Raw genomic sequence first — 16,175 nt, 5'->3', positions numbered from 1 at the left:
ATCAGCGGTTTAGTACAGGCGTACGATCGCCGCGCTGGACCAGGTCGAACAGCGCGTCGGCGACCCGGGCCCGGCCGCGCCCGTCGACGGTGGCCCAGGCCCGGGCGGCGAGCGCGGCCCGCCGCCGGGGGGAGCCGAGCAGGCCGGTCAGGCTTCGCGCGGCCGCCGCCCGGGCCGCCCGCCCGGCCACCCCGGCCCCGGCCAGCTCCGGCAGCTCGCCCAGGCCGGCGGCCAGCCCGTGGTCCACCACCCGGCGGTACGACTCGCGCTGGTTGTCCACCACGCAGACCAGCGCCGACGGCGCGCCCAGGCAGCACAGTTCCCAGGTGGACGTGCCGGCGGCGCTGACCACCAGGTCCGCCGCCCCGATCAGGGCGGGCAGCTCGTCGGTGGGCGGGACCGGACGCAGCGACTGGCCCCGGCCGGGGGTCAGCGCCGCCAGCTCCGCCTCGACGTCGGGGCGGCCGACCACCACGGTCAGCTCCATCGGGTGCCCGGTGGCGAGCAGCACCCGGGTCAGCACCGGGGCGGCGCCCAGCGCGTCGGTGCCGCCGAAGAAGGCGAGCACCCGGGGCCGGTCCACCGGCGCGGGCTGCTTCGGGGCGGCCGGCCGGGCGCCGATCACCGAGTCGCGCAGCAGCGCGTACCGGGTGCCGGCCAGCAGCCGCCCGGCGGGCGCGTCGGTGCGGGCGCCGAAGTTCTGGTCCAGGTAGAGGTCGGCGTCCTGGCCCCGGGTGTCGCCGTCGACCACCGCCAGGGTGACCACGCCCGCCGCGCGCAGCGCTCCGGCTCCGGCCGGGTCCAGCTCGTACGAGTCGAGCACCATCGCGTCCAGCCGGTGCCGGTGGGCCGCCTCGACCAGCCTGGCCGGGGTGTCCGGGCCCGGGTGCGCCGGGATGCCCCGCGCCGCCAGCTGCGCCTGCGCCCAGCCGATCCGCTCGACGGTGCCGAACAGCTCGACCCAGGCCCCCCGGGCCAGGAACTCCTCGCCGAGGGCCAGGCAGCGGACCAGGTGCCCGAGGCCGCGTCGGGGCCCGGCGTCGCAGCGCAACCCGATCCGTGGCGTGTTCAGGACTCCTCCAGGCGCTTCTGGCGTACGTCGGCGTTGAGGGCGCGCAGAGCGGGCTGGCCGTCCAGCCAGTCGGCGAGCTTGGCCAGCGGCACGCTGACGTCGCCGAAATGGTCGGTCACCGCGCGCACCAACGCCCAGTCCCGCTCGGTGTCGAGGGTGAGCCGCAGCGTCGACCGGTCCGGGGTGAGGGTCACCCCGAGCACCCGGAACAGTTCCGGGTGGGTGTACGCGTACGAGGTGACGTGCACCCGGTGGTGGTCGGTGGCGAGCCGGTCCAGGGTGCGCAGCGCGTCCGCCCGGATGATCTCGACGTCCAGCCCGCGGGGCAGCGTACGGGCGATCGACGTGCTGGCGTAGTCGAGCCCGGGCACCGCCCGGTACACCGAGGCCACCAGCGCGATGATCTCCGGGTCCAGCAGCGGGCAGTCGGCGGTGAACCGCATGATCGCGTCACCGGGGTGGGCGGCCAGGGCGCCGACGAAGCGACCCAGCACGTCGTCGACCGGGCCCCGGTGGCACGGCACGCCCAGCCGGTCGCACTCGGCGGCCACCGCGTCGTCGACGGCGTCGGTGCTGGTCGCCACGACCAGGTCGGCCAGCACGTCGCTGTCCCGGGCGGCCCGGACCACCCGGCCGAGCACGCTGCGCCCGGCCAGCGGGCGCAGCACCTTGCCGGGCAGCCGGGACGAACCCATCCGCGCCTGCACGATCCCCACGATCCGCGGCCCGTCCGCCGGCCGCACCGACCCGGTCTCCCCGCTCACTGCTGCTCCTCCCGCGGGCCGCGCTGGTTCAGCGCCTCCCGGGCGCGGCGCTTGGCCGCCCGGGCGCCCCGCTTCGCCAGCCGGGCCGGCGTGATCGCCAGCCGGCCCACCCGGTAGCTCAGCGAACCGCTGAGCAGGTTGATCGTGGCGTCGGCCCGGCGCAACGCCCGCTCCCGCGAGGTCAGCAGCTCCTCGGTCCACTTCAGCAGCGCGCCCAGCCGGGTCAGCTCCTCCCGCTGGCGCAGCCAGGCCTCCCGGAGCTGCTGGTAGCTGCGCGGACCGGCCGGCGGGTCGGTCGGCTCGACCGCGCGCAGCTCGGTGGCGAGGCGGACCCGCCCGTCGGCGTCGAGGCCGCGCAGCGCGGCGGAGACCGCCGCCTCCGCCTCGATCGCCGCGTGGACGGTGCGCCGGTCCAGCTCCCGGCCGGCGAGGCCGCCGAGCACGACGGTCAGGCCGGCGACGTCCAGCGTGGACGGCCAGGGGTGGGCGTACCCGCCGGTGAGCAGCGCGGCGGCGAACCGCCACAGGCTCCGGGCCAGCACCACGTCCACGTCCATCGGCGCGGCGGCCCGCCAGCTCGGGTCGAGCACCGCGTACTGGTCGCCGGCCACCACCACGTTGTCCGTGCCGGCGAGGGCCACCGCGCCGCCCAGTCGACCGTCGGCGTCGGCGCCGGCGGCGAGCCAGGTCGCGTACCCGCGCAGCAGCCGGCGCACGGTGTCCAGGTCGCGGCGCAGGCAGGCGTCGAGCAGCAGGGTGCCCAGCAGCCGCCCCTCGGGCACCGGCCCGTCCAGCGCGCCCGCGTCCCGGTAGGCCGCCTCCCGGGTGGCGAACGGCGCCGGCGCCGGCCGGCTGACCCGGCCACCCACCCGCCACCGCCAGCCGTCCGGCCCGTCGACCACCTCGACCACGCCGATCCCCGGCGGCCCGGTCTGCACCAGCGCCACGGGCAGCGCGTCCGGCCACGGGTCGGTCGGCCCGGTGTCCGGGTCGGCGGGCCGGCGGGCGAGCAGCAGCCAGCCCGGCGCCAGCGCCGAGCCGAGGCCCGCGTGCAGCGCGTCGACGGCCAGCCGGACCGGGTCCTGGAGCACGGTGGCCGCGCCGCCCGCGCAGGCACCGTGCAGCACCGCGTCGAACAGTCCCGACGTGGTCCGCCGGTCCAGCTCGTCGGCGGCCACCAATGCGGTCGGCGCGCTCGGATCGGGGTACGCCGCGAAGCAGGCCGCCGGCCGCAGTCCCGCCACGGTGAGCCGGTCGCGCAACTGCTCCGGGTTGGCCGGCCGGTCGGTGTCGAGCACCCCGCCGATGGTCCAGGCGGCGTCGGCGCGGTCGGCGTACCAGGGGGCGGTGGCGACCAGCCGGTGCACGCCCAGCGGGTTGTCCAGCCGCAGCAGCAGCGTCCCGCCCGGGCGCAGCGCCCGCGCCAGCCGGTCCAGCACGCCGTCCCAGCCCAGCCGGGGGCCCTCCACCGACTCCACCGCGTCCAGCCCGGCGGCGGCGACCACCACGTCGAAGGTCTCGCCGGCCGGCAGGCCGGACGGGCCGCCCACCACCACCCGGGCGCCTCGCTCGGCCAGCGCCACCCCGTCCGGGTGGCTGCGCAGCAGGCAGGTCACCTCGGCGTGCGCCAGCCGGGTCGGCAGCGCCGGGTCGTGCGGCCCGGCCAGCAGCACCCGCGCCCCGGCCGGTACGACCCGGGCCGCCAGCGCGGCCAGCGGCCCGCCCTCGGGCAGCCGCTCCTCGGGCAGGTCGGACCAGGCCAGCATCTCCCCGCCGGGCAGCGCGATCCGGGCCGTGTCAGTGGTCAACTCTTCTCCTCCTGGAGGTTCGCCCACCCGAGCAGCTCGCGCAGCTCGGCCGGCGTACAGCGGTGGTCGGTGCCCAGCTCGGCGCGGGCGATCTCGACGGCGGTCGGCAGGTCGACGGACTCGCCGTGCAGCTCCGGCCACTGCCGGCGGATCCGGGCGGTGCCGCCGAAGGTCGGGTCCTCGGCGGCGAGGATCATCGGGTCGCCGTAGACCGCGGGTTCGCAGCCGGCGGCGATGCCGTAGAAGATCGCGCTGGTCAGCCGGTTGGAAGCGACCCGCTTGTGCCGGCGCAGCTCGGTGAGCTGCTTGTCGAGGAAGAGCGGGTCGGTGTCCTTCCACCAGTGGCCGCGGTAGCCGTGGCAGATGACCCGGAAGCCGGCGTTCTCGTAGAGCCGGCGCACCCGGCGCATGCCGTACTCGTGCCAGTAGAGGCAGACCGTGACCGGGCCGGGTTCGGTGGCCCGGATCCGGGCGATCAGCTCCTTGTGGTCGCCCTTGACGTGCTGGCCCTCCCAGCCGTGGAACGGGTACCAGATGGTGCCCTCCCGCTCCGCCTCCCGCTCCGCCTCCCGCTCCGCCTCCGGCGGGTCCTCCGGGCGCAGCGACAGCAGGTACGCGAACGGCGCGCCGACGGTGACCACGTTGCGCCGCCCCACCGACCAGGCCCGCCGTCGGGTCTGCTCGGACCAGAGCAGGCTGGGGGTGAACTCGGCGTACGGGTGGCCGGGGGCCAGCCCGTCGCCGATGTTCCAGCCGTGCTGGACGTACCCGTTGATCCGGGGCGGGTGCCCGTCGCCCAGCCCGCAGTAGCGGGCCAGCACGTGCGCGTGGCCGTAGAAGTGGTTCGCGTGGTGCATCGGTTCCCCCGTCAGGCGGCGGCGGGACGTGCCGTGCCGCCCCGCAGCGCCGCGCCCAGCGCGTCGATCACGCGATCCTGGTCGGCGTCGGTCAGGGTCGGGAAGAGCGGCAACGACAGCTGCTGTTCGTAGAACGACTCGGCCACCGGGCAGGATCCGCGCCGGTAACCGAGGTCGGCGAAGGCCGGGTGCCAGTGCGCGGGCAGGTAGTTGACCTGGACGCCGATGCCGGCGGCCCGCATCCGGTCGTACACCTCACGGCGGCGGCCGTCGAGCACGCGGATCGGGTAGAGGTGCCAGGCCGGGGCGGCCCACGGGCGGCGGCCGGGCCGCAGCACGCCGTCCAGGTCGGCCAGCGCCTCGTCGTACCGGGCGACCAGCCGGTCCCGGGCGGCGAGGAAGTCGCCGAGCCGGCGCAGCTGGCTGCGACCGAGCGCGCAGAGCACGTCGGGCAGCCGGTAGTTCAGGCCGAACTCGTGCACCTCCTGGTGCCAGCCGCCCTCGTCCGGCCAGCGCAGCGCGTCCCGCTCGCGGACCAGCCCGATGTTGCGGAACCGGCGGGCCCGGGTCAGCAGCTCCGCGTCGAGCGCGGCGACCGCGCCGCCCTCGGCCGTGGTCAGGTTCTTGGTGGGGAAGAACGAGAAGGTGGTCAGGTCGGCCAGCGAGCCGACCGGCCGGCCCCGGTAGGTGGCGCCGATGGAGTGCGCCGCGTCGGCCAGCAGCAGCGCGTCGCTGCCGGCGAGGGCGCCGCGCAGGGCGTCGTAGTCGGCCGGGTGGCCGGCGTAGTCGACGGCGGAGACCACCCGGGTACGCGAGGTCGTCGCGGCGGCCGCCGCGGCCGGGTCGAGGGTGAAGGTCTCCTCCTCGACGTCGGCGAAGACCACCTTCGCGCCGAGGGCCACCGCGCTGCTGGCGGTGGCGACGAACGTCATCGGCGGCACCACCACCTCGTCGCCGGGGCCCACCCCGGCCGCCGCGTACCCGACGTGCAGCGCGGCGGTGCCGTTGGAGACCGCCGCGCAGCCGACCCCGCCGGTCCAGCTCGCCAGGTCGGCCTCGAAAGCGTCGACCTGCGGGCCGGTCGTGAGCCAGTCGCTGCGCAGCGCGGCCACCACGGCGGCGACGTCGTCGGCGGTGACCGACTGCCGCCCGTACGGCAGCATCGCCGTCACGCGCCCAGGCCGAGCATGTCGCGCAGGTGCTCGACGCTCAGCCACTCGTCGTTGGTGTCCGACTGGTACGCGAACCCGTCCGGCACCGGCTCGCAGCCGACCGGCGGCTGGTAGCCCCAGGTGGCGATGGTGGGCTGGACGATGAACCGGTCCTTGGCGCGCAGCGTCCGCCGGCTGTCGTCCGGGGCGATCATCTCCTCGTGCAGCTTCTCGCCCGGCCGGATGCCGATCTCGTGCGTGGTGGCGTCCGGGGCGACCGCCTCGACCAGGTCGAGGATGCGCATGCTGGGGATGCGCGGCACGAACAGCTCGCCGCCCTGCATCTGGTCGAAGCTGTCCATGACGAACTGGACGGCCTGGTCGAGGGTGATCCAGAACCGGGTCATCCGCTTGTCGGTGATCGGCAGGCTCTTGCCCTCGGCGGCCAGCCGGCGGAACAGCGGCACCACCGACCCGCGGCTGCCCACCACGTTGCCGTAGCGGACCACCGCGAAGCGGGTGGGGTGCTGGGCGGCGTAGTGGTTGGCGGAGACGAAGAGCTTGTCGCCGACCAGCTTGGTGGCGCCGTACAGGTTGATCGGGCTGGACGCCTTGTCGGTGGAGAGCGCGATGACCTTCCTGACGCCGGCCTCGATCGCGGCGTCCACCACGTGCTGGGAGCCGGTGATGTTGGTGGCGATGAACTCCGACGGGTTGTACTCGGCGGTGTCCACCTGCTTCAGCGCCGCCGCGTGCACCACGTGGTCGACGCCGTGCATGGCCCGGGTGAGCCGGTGCCGGTCCCGGATGTCGCCGATGAACCAGCGCAGCCGCGGGTCGTCGCCGAGCTGCTGGCGCAGCTCGTACTGCTTCAGCTCGTCGCGGGAGAAGACCACCACCCGGGCCGGGTCGGCCTCGGCCAGGATGTGCCGGAGGAAGGTCCTACCGAAGGAACCGGTGCCGCCGGTGACCAGGATGGAGGATCCCGTCAGCTCGCTCAATGTGGTGCTCCCATGATCGCAGGTTGTGCGCCGGCGGCCGGGGGCCACGCGACCGGACGGACGCTAGCCACGGCGGGTTAACACCCCGACGCGCCCGGGTGAACCGACCGCGCTGCCTCCGTGAATGCCGGACCCCCGGCAGGCGAACACTTGAGCCGACCCCGCCGAGCGGCTGACCGGCGGGAACTGTGCTGGCTACAGTGGCCGCGCGCCGCCCGGCGGGTCCCCACCGTCGGTCGCCCCCCACCGTCCCGGCGCCTCGGATCGATGGCGCCCCACCCCCTCCGCAGACGCGGCAGCGGGCTGGAGATCTTGGACAGTTTCCGTTCGAGCGGAACGGTAAGTGTCCAAGATTCGGCCGGCGCCGGGCGGCACCAGGCACCGACCCCTGCCGACCGACGGTCGCCGGGGGCACCCAGCGAGCAGGAGACGACGATGGCGTCCGGTATCGACGTACGGGAACGGGCGGCTGCCCCGGCCGAGGCGGCGTCGGCCCGGCGGCGCCGGCTGGTGCCGGCGCTGCTGGTCCTGGGCTGGCTGGCCGGGGTGGCCTGGCGGATGTGGCTCGCCCGGCACGTCGCCCTGCCGATCGCGCACACCGACGAGGACAGCTACCTCAACACCGCCCGGGCGCTGGCCGGCGGGCCGGGCGGCTTCAGCAGCGAGAACGGCCCGCTGCGCCGGGTCGGCTACCCGATGCTGATCTGCCCGGCGTTCCTCGGCGAGCGGGACTTCACCGACAGCTACCGCCTGGTGCAGCTGATCAACGCGGCGGTCAACGCCACCGTGCTGCCACTGGCGTACCTGCTGGCCCGTCGGCTGCTCGCGCTGCGCCGGTCGTCCGCGCTGGTCGCCGCCGCGGTGGCCGCGACCCTGCCGGCCACCGCCTTCTACGCCCAGGTGGCGATGATCGACGCGGTGCTGGCGCCGCTGGTGCTGGCCTGGCTGCTGGCCGTGCACCGGTGGGTCGCCCGCCCGGGGGCGCCGGCCGCCGCGACGGTGGGCACGCTGGTCGGCGCGTTCCACCTGCTGCACTCGAGGGGCCTGGTGATCGTGGCGGTGCACGTCGGACTGGTCCTGCTGCTGCTGGTCCGCCGCCGGGTCACTGCCGCGCAGGTCCTCGCCGCGGTGCTGCCGGTGCTGGCGCTGGCCCTGGTCAACGAGGCGGGCATCCGGCTGCTCGGCGACCGGGTCTACCTGCTCGGCAACCCGCCCGGCGGCGGCACCGTCCGGGCCGTCGCCTCCGGCCAGGGGCTGCTGCGACTGGGGGCGGCCGTCGCCACGCAGCTCTGGTACCTGGTGGTGATCACCTTCGGGATGGCCGGGATCGCCTGGGCCGCCGCGGTGCGCGAGCTGCGCCGGCGCGGGGGCGACCCGGCCGTCCGCTGGACGCTCGGCGTCGCCCTGGTGACCAGCGTCGGCGTGGCCGGCGGCGCGTCGGTGATCCTGGCCGGCATCACCACCAAGCCGCTGGACGCCATCTACGGCCGGTACGTGCAGATGCTGGCCCCGTTCTGGCTGCTGGTCGGGGTGGGGGTGCTGCTCACCGTGGCGTACCGGGTGCTGCTGGCCCGGGCGGCCGTCGCGGTCGCGCTGCTGGTGGGGGGCGCGGCGCTGATCGCCGCCCGGCTCGCCTACGTGGCGGGCCGGGGGCACGAGCTGCGCTACGGCGGCTTCGGCGCCCCCGACCTGATGGCGCTGACCGGCGGCTGGCGCGAGTTCCGCCCGTTCACCGGGGCGGCGGTGGGCGCGGTGGCCTGCCTGCTGCTGGTGGCCGCGGTCCGGGTGCCGAGGCTGCGGGTGCCGGTGCTCGCCGCGCTGGTCGTGGTGAACCTCGGCACCATGCAGGTGATCACCGACCGGCTGGTCCGGCCGATGGTGGCGGCGACCGCGCCGACCCCGCGCGTCGCCGACCTCGGGGTACGCCCCGGCGAGCGGGTCTACGCCTCCGTCGGGGTGCACTACCTCCTGCGGTTCAACCTGAGCCACCAGGTGACCTGGAGCGACGTGCGATGGTTCGACGACCGGCCGCCGGCCGCCGCCGACGTGGTCTTCGCCCGCTGGGCGCCCGGCGCCCCGGACGACTGGGACGGCACCCGCTACGGCTTCACCCGCCTCGGCGGCAATCCGGGCCAGCACTGGGCGGCCTGGCGGCGCGGCTGACGGCTCTTTCCCGACCTCGATGAACGGGGAATGGCCGGCCGGTTAATGCGCGGCGGACAATTGTCGACATCAGCGCCGTCGACGATTCTCCCGAGTCAGCGAAACGGGGACGACGGTGATTTCCCGGCCGTCGTGCACCTGCTTTTCGGGGATGCCCTCGACGAACCGGAACCGTCGGTTCATCCGGCGTACCACCGTGTTGTCGGCGAGCACCTCGCCGTCGAGCCGGTCGAGCCGCAGCTCGTCGAAGGCGTGGTCCACCGCCGCCCGCATCACCTCCAGCCAGGCGGGCAGCGTCTCGCCCCGCTCGGCCAGCCCGTCGGCGTCCAGGTAGAAGCCCCAGGAACCGGTACGCGGACCAGTCAGGCGCAGGTCGAAGAAGGTCACCACGCCGCAGGGCCGGCCGTCGCGGACGTACACCAGCACCCGGCGGGTGGGATCGGTGCGCACCCGGGACCACCACGCGGCGTGCTCCTCGGCGGTGATCTCGTGACTGTTCTTGCTTACCTGCCGGTTGGTTTCCTGATTACGCCAGGACAACATCAGGTTAACGTCGTCCTCGGTCGCCCCACGCAGCACGCCGACCTCTTTCCATCTGATTCCTACGGGCCCCGGAAACCGTACCCGGGAAATGCCGGGACCAATTCCCGGGCTGTACACTCCGCCGCATGAACGAATTGAGTCGCGCGCAGATCCGCGACCTCATGGCACAGGTGCTCGCCAACCAGGGCAAGGCGCTGCCGGACGACGACGCCGCCGACCTGCGGGAGATCGGCTTCCGGTCGCTGGACTTCTCCGAGCTGGCCCTGCGGGTCGAGGACTGCACGGGGGAGGAGCTCAACTTCGACGCCCCCGGCCTGCGCCGGATCGCCACCGTCGGCGACGTCCTCGACTTCCTCGGCACGCTCCAGCGGCAGTGACCGTCACGATGTCCACCCCGGCCGGCCTGGACAACCGGGTCGTCGTCGGGGGCGCCGCGCGCACCTGGCGGGCGCTGCCCGCGCCGGCGCTGCCGTCGCCCGCCGCCGTCCTCGCCGCCGGCTCCGCGGACGCGCTGGCCGCCGCCCGGCGGCACGCCGAGCACGGCACCGAGCTGCTGCTGAGCACCGCGCACCGGGTCGACCCGGCGATGCGGGACGAGCTGCGCGAGGCCGGCTTCGCGCTGACCACCCTGGACGCCGCCGGGCCGGTGACCGTCCCGCCCACCCGCCCCCGCCCCGCCGAGCCCGGCCGGCTCTGGCTGCTCACCTCAGGGTCCACCGGACGGCCCAAGCGGGTCGGGCACACGCTGGGCTCGCTGACCACCGTCCGGGGCGCCCAGCCGCAGCGGACCTGGCTCTGCCCGTACGCCCCCGGCACGTACGCCTGGTGGCAGGTGGTGACGCTGTCGCTCACCCAGCCCGGGCAGCACCTCGTGGTGGTCGACCCGGACCAGCTGGACGAGTGGCCGGCCGTCGCCGCCGCGCACGGCGTGGACGCCGCCTCCGGCACCCCGACCTTCTGGCGGCGCACCCTGCACCGCGACGGCGCGGCGCTGGCCCGGGTGCCGCTGCGCCAGCTCACCCTCGGCGGGGAGCCGGTCGACCAGGCCGTCCTGGACCAGCTCCGCGCGGTCTTCCCGACCGCCCGGATCTCCTGGATCTACGCCTCCTCGGAGGTCGGCGCGTCCATCGTGGTGCACGACGGCCGGGCCGGGTTCCCGGTCGACTGGCTGGACCGGGAGGTGCCCGGCCGGCCCCGGCTCTCGGTCGACGGCGAGGAGCTGGTGGTCAGCTCGCCGTACCACGGGGTCGGGCTCGACGGGCCGGTGCGCACCGGCGACCGGGTGCAGGTGGTCGACGATCGGGTGCTGATCACCGGCCGGCTCGACTCCGACGAGATCAACGTCGGCGGCAGCAAGGTCTCCGCCGGGCTGGTCCGCGGCGTGCTCACCGCCCACCCCCGGGTGGCCTGGGCCCGGGTCACCGGTCGGCGCGCCCCGGTGCTCGGCCGGATGGTCGTCGCCGAGGTGGTGCCGACGCCGTCCGGCGACCCGTTGGACGAGGCCACGCTGGTGCGCTGGTGCGCCGACCGGCTCCCCGAGTACGCGGTGCCGCGCCGCATCCGCATGTTCACCGAGATCCCCGTCAAGGAGACGTTGAAGAGCGATGTCTGACTCCCCGCTCGTCCCGCCCAGCACCGTGGTCCTCGTCTCCGGCGGCTCCCGGGGGCTGGGCCTGGCCATCGTCACCGACCTGCTCGACGCCGGCGTACGGGTGGCGGCCTTCGCCCGCACCGTCAGGCCCGAGCTGGAGAAGCTGGCCGCCGAGCAGCCCGACCGGGTGCACGTCGGCGCGGTCGACGTCACCGACCCGGCCGCCACCCAGGCCTTCGTGCGGGAGGTGGAGGAGCGGCTCGGCCCGATCGACGGCGTCGTCAACAACGCCGCCGTCGGCCAGGACTCGCTGCACGTGCACACCTCCACCGGCGACATCGCCCGGATCATCGAGACCAACCTGACGGCGCCGTTGCAGCTCACCCGCCTGGTGATCCGGCGGATGCTGGGCAAGGGCCTGCGCGGACGGATCGTCAACATCACCTCGATCTGCGCGCAGCGCGGCTTCCCGGGGCTGGTGGCGTACTCGGCCACCAAGGGCGGCATGGACGCCGCCACCCGCTCGCTGGCCCGGGAGCTGGGCGGCCGGATGCTGGTCAACTCGGTGGCGCCCGGCTTCTTCGCCTCGGAGATGTCCGCCGTGCTGGGCAGCACCCAGCTCGACCAGATCGTCCGGCGCACCCCCACCGGCCACCTCACCGAGCCGGCGGAGGTCGTGCCGGTGGTGCGGATGCTGCTGTGCGAGCAGACCAACATCAACGGCCAGGTGATCGTGGTGGACGGTGCGGCCTCCGTCTGAGCCGGGGGTCACCGGCCGCCGACCCGGACCGGTGCCCGCGCTGCTCGCCGCCGCGGAGCGGTTCCTGCGGGTGGGCACGCCCGCCGAAATGGCGTACGCGGCCACCCGCAGCCACCTCGACGACGGACGCTGCGTCGGCTGGTACGGCCCGCCGACCCCGGGATGGCGGATCGCGCTGGACGCCGAGCGCGCCCAGGCGGCGGTGCCCCCGGCGCTGGCCCGGCGCTTCGGGCCCGCCGACTTCTGGGCACGCTGGACCCGGGCGGAGAGCCTCTGCAAGCTGGCCGACGTGCCGGTGGGCGCCTGGTGGCGGCGGCACGGGCTGGCCGTACCGCCGGACATGCCCGCGGTGTGGCGGACGCTGCGCCTGGGCGACGTGGTGGTGACCGTCGCCTTCGCGCCCTGACCCGCCGCCCCGCGCGGCACTGCGTCGCCTCTAGCCCTGCCGCTGCGGGTGCCCCGCGCTGCGTGTGCCTCGGGCCGCGTGTGCCTCGGGCCGCGCGACCGCCTGTGCGTGGCCGCGGCCCGGGTCGGCTGAGTCGTTCACGACATCAGCTCGAAAGGGAGCCAGGACACCCCTGCCGGCCGGCAGACGGCGACACCGGCCCCGGAAGCCCGGAGCCGGTGTCGGTCAGCGACGGCTCAGACGAGGTCCCAGCTCAGCGCGGTGCCGCGCGGGACGTCGACGGCGAAGGTGCGGCCCAGCACCCTCTCAATCTCCACCGGCGGCAGCCCGCCGGCGGGCCGGATCGACCGCACGTTGTCGGCGGTCACCGGGTCGCCGGCGCGCACGTCCGCCACCACGTAGAGCGAACGGCGGAACCGCAGCCCCTCCCGCTCGGCGGGGGTGGGGCCGATCGCGGTGCCGCCGAGCGCCGCGTACGCCCGCCCCGACTCGACCACCAGCGCGGCCAGCTCGTCCGGGTTGAGGGAGAAGTCGGAGTCCACCCCGCCGTCGGCGCGGTCCAGCGTCACGTGCTTCTCGATGAAGCAGGCGCCCAGCGCCACCGAGGCGACCGGCACGCCGATGCCGGGGGTGTGGTCGGAGAGCCCCACCGGCACGCCGAACGCGTCGGCGAGCACCGGGATGCGGCGCAGGTTGCTGTCCGCCGGCGGCGCCGGGTAGGAGGCGGTGCAGGCCAGCAGCACGATGCCGCCGGCCCCGCCCTCGCGGGCGGTCCGCACCGCGGCGTCGACCTCGGCCACCGTCGCCATCCCGGTCGAGATGACCAGCGGCTTGCCGGTGCCGGCGACCAGCCGGATCAGCGGCAGGTCGACCAGCTCCGACGAGGCGATCTTGTACGCCGGCGCGTCCAGCTTCTCCAGCAGCTCGACCGCCGTGGCGTCGAACGGCGAGGAGAAGACGGTCAGCCCCCGCTCGCGGGCGCGGGCGAAGATCGGCGCGTGCCACTCGTACGGCGTGTGTGCCCGCTCGTAGAGCCGGTACAGGTTCTGCCCGCCCCACAGCTCGTGCCCACCGGAGATTCGGAAGGCCGGGGTGTCGACGTCGATGGTGATCGTGTCCGGCCGGTACGTCTGGAGTTTCAGCGCGTGCGCCCCGCTGGCCGCGACCGCGTCCACGATGGCCAGCGCCCGGTCCAGGTCACCGTTGTGGTTGCCGGACATCTCGGCGACCACGAAGGGCCGCTCCCCGGCGCCGACCACGTGCGGCCCGATCTTCACTGTCGTCATGCCCGACCTCTGTCCGCTGTGCGTCCGCGCAGGCGCGCGGTCCCTGCCTCGTCGTCGTCCGGGGACGACCTGGAAAACCCCGCCGCCGGGTCAGTGGCGATCCGATCCGTACCCGCCGACGCGACGGCCACCTGGGCCGGGGGCGCGGCGGGGCGGCGCAGCCGACCGGCCAGCCGGTGGGCCTGGCGCAGCGCCGCGTACGCGAGGTAGTTGTCCCGGCCCACCAGCCGGTGCTTGAGCCCGGCCACCCCGCCCGGGCGGGGGTAGCCGCCCGCCGGCAGGTGGCGACGGTACTGGGCGGCCACCCGGTGGAAGAAGTCCCGGCGCAGGTGCGGGTGCAGCCGGTCGTCGTTGCCGACCACCACCAGCATGTGGTTGACCATCAGCCCGAACAGCTCGGCCCGCAGCCGCTCGTCGGGGTACCGCCGCCCGACCCAGTCCAGCAGCCGGTCGTACTGGTCGAAGGCGTCGAAGTGCCGGCCGCTGCGGGTGGAGGTGATCGCGCCCTGCCGGCCCTGCCGGTACAGGTAGCAGACCCGGTCCAGCACCGAGATCTTCTCCGCGCCGATCAGCAGCGGATGGCTGAACGGGATGTCCTCGTACCAGCCGGGGTGGAAGCGCAGCTCCAGCTCGTCCATGAAGGCGCGGCGGACCACCTTGTTCCAGGCGGTGTGCTGCACCCGCAGCAGCTGCGGCCGGTCGGCCAGGCGGACCACCTCGGGCCCCCCGCGCAGCAGGGGACTGCTGGCGTCCAGCTCGCGCCGCCCGCCCTCGTGCACCCGCACGTGGTCCACCAGCAGCACGTCGGGCCGGTGCGCGCGCAGCCGGTCCAGCACCGCGGGGATGGTGCCCGGCGGCAGCCAGTCGTCGCTGTCGACGAACCAGACGTAGTCGCCGGTCGCCACCGCCAGGCCGGCGTTGCGGGCCGGGCCCAGCCCGACGTTGCTGCTCAGGTGCACGGTGCGGACCTCGGACCGGCCGGCGGCGTACGAGCGCAGCATGTCGCCGCACCGGTCCGGGGAGGCGTCGTCGACGGCGACCAGCTCGACCGTGCCCCGCTCGCCGGCCGGGACGTCCGCCCGGATCGACTCGAGGCACTGGTACAGGTACGCCTCCACCCCGTGGACCGGCACGACGATGCTCAGCAGCGGGGTGGCGCGCGTCGGCTCGTTGACCACGCCGCCACCCTGGTGCACCCGGGTGGACGGCCCCGGAACCTGGCGTATCCGGTGGAGATGGAGTTACTGAACAGCCGCCGAGCGGCGGGTTAACGACTCAGGATCCGCCGTACCGGCGCGCCGACCGCCCGCCTGACCCGGGCCCGCAGCCGCTGCTCCTCCAGCGTCCGCACCTGGCCGTCCAGCGCCGTGTTGCGGTCCCGCAGCCACTGGATCCGCTCCAGCAGGGCCTCCGGGGAGGTCGCGGTGGCCGGGCGGACGGCCGGCGGGAAGCTGGTGGCACGGACCCGCTCGTCGAAGCGGGTGGTGGCGTCCCCGTCGTCGAACGCGTTGCCGAGCCGGTGCGCGGCCAGGAACGCCGCCATCCGCTCGTAGCGGGCCCGGTGGCCGGCGTGCAGGGCGGTGTAGTCCGCCTCGGCGTAGAGCTGCGCGGCGTCGACGTCGGCGGGCACCTCCTTCATCGTCCGGTGCGGGATGTCGAAGTACCGGGCCAGCTCCAGGGTGCGCGAGTCGTGCGCGAAGAGGTAGCCGGGGGTCCCGGCGACCAGCGCGGTGATGGTGCCGTGGATGCGGGTGCCGAAGGCGAAGTCGAACCCGGAGAGGTAGTCCATCCAGGTCCACGGGTCCACGAACATCCGCACCTTGTCCTCGACGAACAGCGGGTGGGAGGTGTGCACCGGGATCGGGCTGGTCTTGCCCCGGTCCTCCGGGGCGTCGCCGTAGAGCAGCGTGCCGAGGGTGGTGAGGTCCTGCGGCAGGTAGCGCAGGTTCGGGTAGCGCCGGTGGTGCGCGGCGATGATCTTCGCCATCGACTTGACGTACGGGGAGACGGTCAGCGCCACCCGGGCGTCCGGCTCCAGCGTCGGCCTGGTCTTCTCCACCGTCAGCCGGTCGCCGTGCAGGAACATTGACGGACAGCCGATCACGTCCACCGCCGAGAAGCCCAAAGTGCGCAGGTAGCTCTCGGTGATCTCGCCGCGTACGCCGATGCTGGGCGAGCGCTCGAGCACGGCCCGGACGAACCGGCTGACCACGGCGTCGATCGGGCGCAGGTACTCCCGGTCGCCGCTGACGTCGGTCTGCACCCCGACGCCGAGCACGACCACCGGGATCTTCAGCCGCTCGACCAGCCGGGTCATCAGCTCGATGCGGTGCGCGTAGCTGCGCCGGAAGGCGTTGGCCAGCGGGACGACGTAGACGTCGTACCGCTCGTTGATCTCGTCGGCGTCGCGCGGGTCGACCTTGAACTCGGTCGGCGTGATCTCGGCGGTCGTCGTGCCGAGCAGCTTGTGGGCGGCGTGGCTGAAGACGAGGTTGCCGTTGTTGAGCCCGATCCAGTCGCCCTCGAAGGCCTCCTCGGCGGAGCGGACGTCGAACGGGCCCTTCTTCGCCCGCATCAGGATCCGCTGGGGCATCGCCGCTCCATTTCGTGGTCCACGCGTGCCGGGGCGGCCCGGAGGGAGGACGCCGGCCGGCCCGCCGCCGGCACGACATCGGCTGCGGGTCCGGGGAATATTAGGGCAATCTGCAGCCCGCGTACATCTCCCGGTGGTCCGCGCCCCCGGCCCGCTCGTCCCGGCCCCACCAGCCGGTAG

The 16,175-nt window shown here is 74.9% G+C and carries 15 protein-coding genes; 5 read left to right on the top strand and 10 right to left on the bottom strand.

Annotated features, from left to right (window positions below; genetic code table 11):
- Position 1: 1 nt before the first annotated feature.
- Genes GA0074696_RS22740 through pseB form a run of 6 tightly spaced genes read right to left on the bottom strand, consistent with a single transcriptional unit; the run spans position 2 to position 6,653 of the window.
- Complete coding sequence (locus tag GA0074696_RS22740) at positions 2 to 1,072, bottom strand: PseG/SpsG family protein (protein WP_088962985.1); 1,071 nt, start codon at positions 1,070 to 1,072, stop codon at positions 2 to 4.
- Complete coding sequence (locus GA0074696_RS22735; protein ID WP_269458687.1) at positions 1,069 to 1,836, bottom strand: glycosyltransferase family protein; 768 nt, start codon at positions 1,834 to 1,836, stop codon at positions 1,069 to 1,071. The genes GA0074696_RS22740 and GA0074696_RS22735 overlap by 4 nt, the downstream gene beginning before the upstream one ends.
- Positions 1,833 to 3,644 (bottom strand): methyltransferase domain-containing protein, encoded by a 1,812-nt coding sequence (locus GA0074696_RS22730; RefSeq protein WP_088962984.1) that lies wholly within the window; start codon positions 3,642 to 3,644, stop codon positions 1,833 to 1,835. The genes GA0074696_RS22735 and GA0074696_RS22730 overlap by 4 nt, the downstream gene beginning before the upstream one ends.
- Positions 3,641 to 4,501: a hypothetical protein gene (locus tag GA0074696_RS22725; RefSeq protein ID WP_088962983.1), complete on the bottom strand. Its 861-nt coding sequence runs from the start codon at positions 4,499 to 4,501 to the stop codon at positions 3,641 to 3,643. Before GA0074696_RS22725 ends, GA0074696_RS22730 begins: the two co-directional genes overlap by 4 nt.
- Positions 4,502 to 4,512: 11 nt before the next feature.
- Positions 4,513 to 5,673 (bottom strand): DegT/DnrJ/EryC1/StrS family aminotransferase, encoded by a 1,161-nt coding sequence (locus tag GA0074696_RS22720; RefSeq protein ID WP_088962982.1) that lies wholly within the window; start codon positions 5,671 to 5,673, stop codon positions 4,513 to 4,515.
- The gene (gene pseB, locus GA0074696_RS22715; RefSeq protein WP_088962981.1) at positions 5,670 to 6,653 is read right to left on the bottom strand and encodes a UDP-N-acetylglucosamine 4,6-dehydratase (inverting); all 984 of its coding nucleotides are present in this window, start codon (positions 6,651 to 6,653) and stop codon (positions 5,670 to 5,672) included. Before pseB ends, GA0074696_RS22720 begins: the two co-directional genes overlap by 4 nt.
- Positions 6,654 to 7,088: 435 nt before the next feature.
- On the opposite strand from pseB, the gene GA0074696_RS22710 reads away from it, so the two are divergent.
- Positions 7,089 to 8,816, top strand: a complete 1,728-nt coding sequence (locus GA0074696_RS22710; protein ID WP_088962980.1) for a hypothetical protein — start codon at positions 7,089 to 7,091, stop codon at positions 8,814 to 8,816.
- A gap of 69 nt (positions 8,817 to 8,885) precedes the next feature.
- Here GA0074696_RS22710 and GA0074696_RS22705 read toward each other — a convergent pair whose 3' ends face one another.
- Complete coding sequence (locus GA0074696_RS22705) at positions 8,886 to 9,395, bottom strand: GNAT family N-acetyltransferase (protein WP_088962979.1); 510 nt, start codon at positions 9,393 to 9,395, stop codon at positions 8,886 to 8,888.
- 89 nt (positions 9,396 to 9,484) lie between these two features.
- On the opposite strand from GA0074696_RS22705, the gene GA0074696_RS22700 reads away from it, so the two are divergent.
- Genes GA0074696_RS22700 through GA0074696_RS22685 form a run of 4 tightly spaced genes read left to right on the top strand, consistent with a single transcriptional unit; the run spans position 9,485 to position 12,116 of the window.
- Positions 9,485 to 9,736 carry a phosphopantetheine-binding protein gene (locus GA0074696_RS22700; RefSeq protein WP_172894394.1) on the top strand — a complete coding sequence of 84 codons (252 nt, stop codon included), beginning with the start codon at positions 9,485 to 9,487 and terminating at the stop codon, positions 9,734 to 9,736.
- On the top strand, positions 9,733 to 10,971 hold the full coding sequence (locus GA0074696_RS22695) for an AMP-binding protein (RefSeq protein ID WP_231925116.1): 1,239 nt from the start codon (positions 9,733 to 9,735) through the stop codon (positions 10,969 to 10,971). The genes GA0074696_RS22700 and GA0074696_RS22695 overlap by 4 nt, the downstream gene beginning before the upstream one ends.
- Positions 10,964 to 11,710: an SDR family NAD(P)-dependent oxidoreductase gene (locus GA0074696_RS22690; RefSeq protein ID WP_088962977.1), complete on the top strand. Its 747-nt coding sequence runs from the start codon at positions 10,964 to 10,966 to the stop codon at positions 11,708 to 11,710. Before GA0074696_RS22695 ends, GA0074696_RS22690 begins: the two co-directional genes overlap by 8 nt.
- Entirely contained in the window at positions 11,694 to 12,116 is a 423-nt protein-coding gene (locus tag GA0074696_RS22685; protein WP_231925115.1) for a hypothetical protein, read from the top strand. Before GA0074696_RS22690 ends, GA0074696_RS22685 begins: the two co-directional genes overlap by 17 nt.
- Positions 12,117 to 12,352: 236 nt before the next feature.
- Here GA0074696_RS22685 and pseI read toward each other — a convergent pair whose 3' ends face one another.
- The 3 genes from pseI to GA0074696_RS22670 all read right to left on the bottom strand — a co-directional run bounded on the left by pseI (position 12,353) and on the right by GA0074696_RS22670 (position 15,995).
- The gene (pseI, locus tag GA0074696_RS22680; protein WP_088962975.1) at positions 12,353 to 13,402 is read right to left on the bottom strand and encodes a pseudaminic acid synthase; all 1,050 of its coding nucleotides are present in this window, start codon (positions 13,400 to 13,402) and stop codon (positions 12,353 to 12,355) included.
- On the bottom strand, positions 13,399 to 14,580 hold the full coding sequence (locus GA0074696_RS22675) for a glycosyltransferase family 2 protein (protein WP_088964727.1): 1,182 nt from the start codon (positions 14,578 to 14,580) through the stop codon (positions 13,399 to 13,401). The genes pseI and GA0074696_RS22675 overlap by 4 nt, the downstream gene beginning before the upstream one ends.
- Before the next feature lie 89 nt (positions 14,581 to 14,669).
- Complete coding sequence (locus tag GA0074696_RS22670; RefSeq protein ID WP_088962974.1) at positions 14,670 to 15,995, bottom strand: polysaccharide pyruvyl transferase family protein; 1,326 nt, start codon at positions 15,993 to 15,995, stop codon at positions 14,670 to 14,672.
- Positions 15,996 to 16,175 lie beyond the last annotated feature (180 nt).

The sequence above is a fragment of the Micromonospora purpureochromogenes genome (assembly GCF_900091515.1).
Classification (GTDB): Bacteria; Actinomycetota; Actinomycetes; order Mycobacteriales; family Micromonosporaceae; genus Micromonospora; species Micromonospora purpureochromogenes.
Note: the sequence above shows the minus strand (reverse complement) of the source record. Positions and strands in the feature narration are given on the sequence as shown.